The organism is Mesorhizobium sp. M7A.F.Ca.MR.362.00.0.0 (assembly GCF_004023175.1).
Lineage (GTDB): Bacteria > Pseudomonadota > Alphaproteobacteria > Rhizobiales > Rhizobiaceae > Mesorhizobium.
Map to the genome: position 1 here is coordinate 486 of NZ_RZTF01000563.1, position 2,591 is coordinate 3,076.

Sequence of the window (2,591 nt, forward strand, 5' to 3'; positions counted from 1 at the left end):
GGGGAGATGTCCGGCAGGGCAGAGGGGGGCGCCTGGGTGTTAACATCTCCCTTCGCCCCTCACCGCCTCACCTTCTCACCCGCGACTTCAGCCACCGATCAAACGCCACCGCCAGGATCAGGATGAGCCCGATGACGATGCTTTGCGTGTAGGACGAGACGTTGTTGAACTGCAGCCCGTTCTGCAGCACGCCGATGAGGGCCGCGCCGACCACCGTGCCGCCGACAGAGCCGATGCCGCCGAACAGCGAGGTGCCGCCGATGACGACGGCCGAGATGACCGTCAGCTCGTAGCCAATACCGGCGACTGCTTCGGAGGAGTTCAGCCTGGCCGACAGCACGAAAGCGGCAAGCCCGGCGAAGAAGCCGACGATGACATAGACCGAGACCAGGATGCGGTCGACGCGCAGGCCCGACAGCCTTGCCGCCTCGGCATTGCCGCCGACGGCATAGACAGCGCGCCCGTAACGCGTGTAGCGCAGCACGATGTGGCACAGGATGGCGGCCGCGGCGAAGATCAGCGCCGGCACCGGCACGGGGCCGATCAGCCCGGTTCCGAACCAGCGCATCGAGGCGTCGAAGCCCGAGATCGGGCCGCCGTTTGAGATGGTCAGCGTCAGCCCGCGAAACACCGTCAGCCCGCCCAGCGTGACGACGAAGGGCGGCACTTTCAGCCGGGTGATGACAAGCCCCTGCACCCCGCCGGCGGCAGCGCCCACAACGACGGCGGCCAAGAGCGCTGCGAACCAGCCGAACCCTTGCGTACCGCTCGTCGACAGCGACAGCGTGTTGGCGGAGCCACCCTTGGCGACCACGGCGGCGACCATACCGCAGAAGGCGAGCAGCGAACCGACCGACAGGTCGATGCCGGCGGTGAGGATGACGAAGGTCATGCCGAGCGCGATCAGCCCGGTGATCGAGATCTGCCTTGTGATGTTGAACAAATTGATCGGGTCCATGAAGCTCGGCTTCAGCACGGTGAAGACGATGATCAGCGCCACCAGGAACAGCAGCGGCCCGAAGCTCATCAAAAGCCGCGCGAAGTTGATGCCGCCGCGCTGATCCTGTTCCCCCGCCACGCTCATAGTGTCTCCTTGCGGTCGAGTGCCATCAGTTCCATCAGTCTTTCCTCGTTTGCCTCGACGCCCGGCATCTGGCCGGTGATGCGGCCCCGGCGCATGGTGACGATGCGGTCCGACACTGCAAGCACCTCGGGCAGCTCGGACGAAATCATCATCACCGCAATGCCGCGCGCCGCAAGCTGCACCAGGATCTGGTGCACCTCGGTCTTGGCGCCGACATCGACGCCGCGCGTCGGCTCGTCGACGATCAGCACTTTCGGATCGCGCGCCAGCCAGCGCGCCAGGATCACCTTCTGCTGGTTGCCGCCCGACAGGCCTTCGATCGCCTGCTCGGCCGAAGCCATGCGGATCGACAGCATTTTGCGAAACCCGGACAGCGCATCGCGCTCGCGCCGCTCGGCCATGAAGCCGAAACCGTTGCTGAAGCTGCCCAGCGAAGCGATGGAGAAATTCGGCAGGATGCCCAGCGCGGCAAAGATCGCCTGGTGCTTGCGATCCTCCGGTAGCAGGCCGATGCCGAGCGCAATGGCGTCTGCGGGCGATGCCGGGGCGATCGGCTTGCCATCGAGCGTGATGGTGCCGGCCGCGATACGGTCGGCGCCGAAGATGGCGCGCGCCAGCTCGGTGCGGCCCGAGCCGACAAGCCCGGCAACGCCGAGGATTTCACCGGCCTTGAGGTCGATGTCGACGCCGTCGAGCACGATGGCGTGCGGCGCTTCGGGATCGCGCACGGTGCGCAGGCCGCGCACCGACAGCACGACATCGCCGGCCACCGCGCGCTGCGCCGGCCGGGCATAGAGCTCGGACGCCGCGCGGCCAACCATCTTCTCGATGATTTTGGGCAGGGCGATCGGTCCACCCTCACGGTTGAGATGCCCGGCCAGCCGCCCATCGCGCAGCACCGTCATGCGGTCGCAGATGGCGGAGGCTTCCTCCAGCCGGTGGGTGACGAACATGATGGCGACCTTGTCCTTGCGCAGCCGGTCCATGATCGAGAGCAACCGCTGCACCTCGGTCTCGGTCAGCGCCGAGGTCGGTTCGTCCATGATGATCAGCCGGCTTTTCAGCGACAGGGCGCGGGCAATCTCGACCAGTTGCTGTTCGGCCACCGACAGCGCCGACACCGGCGTCATCAGATCGATGGAGAGACCGACGCGGGCGATGATCGTGCGGGAGTCCTGCTCCATCCGCCTCCAACTGACCAGCCCGAGCGGACCGGTCGGCGCGCGGCCGATAAAGATGTTTTCCGCCACCGTCAGCGTCGGGATCAGGCTGAGCTCCTGGTAGATGGTGACGATGCCGAGCCGCTTGGCATCCTGCGGGCTGGATGGATGATAATCGGCACCGTCGAAAGTGATGCGGCCGCCCGACGGCGGCATGACGCCCGAGAGGATTTTCAAGAGCGTCGACTTGCCGGCCCCGTTTTCGCCGAGCAGGCCGAGTATCTCGCCGGGGCGGATATCGAGCGAGACGTCGCTGAGCGCGGTGACGCCCGAGAAATGCTTGGTGA

General features: G+C 66.4%; 2 protein-coding genes. Both read right to left on the bottom strand.

Translation table 11 applies throughout. From position 1 onward, the window contains the following. Window positions 1–67: 67 nt before the first annotated feature. Complete coding sequence (locus EOC06_RS35170) at window positions 68–1,084, bottom strand: ABC transporter permease (RefSeq protein ID WP_027035281.1); 1,017 nt, start codon at window positions 1,082–1,084, stop codon at window positions 68–70. Then, window positions 1,081–2,591: sugar ABC transporter ATP-binding protein (locus tag EOC06_RS35175; protein ID WP_164898928.1), on the bottom strand; the 1,511-nt coding region annotated here is incomplete at its 5' end. The genes EOC06_RS35175 and EOC06_RS35170, both read right to left, overlap by 4 nt.

Excerpts from the sequence above, each read along its gene's own strand:
- EOC06_RS35170 (WP_027035281.1), bottom strand. The coding sequence starts at position 1,084 with ATGAGCGTGGCGGGGGAACAGGATCAGCGCGGCGGCATCAACTTCGCG.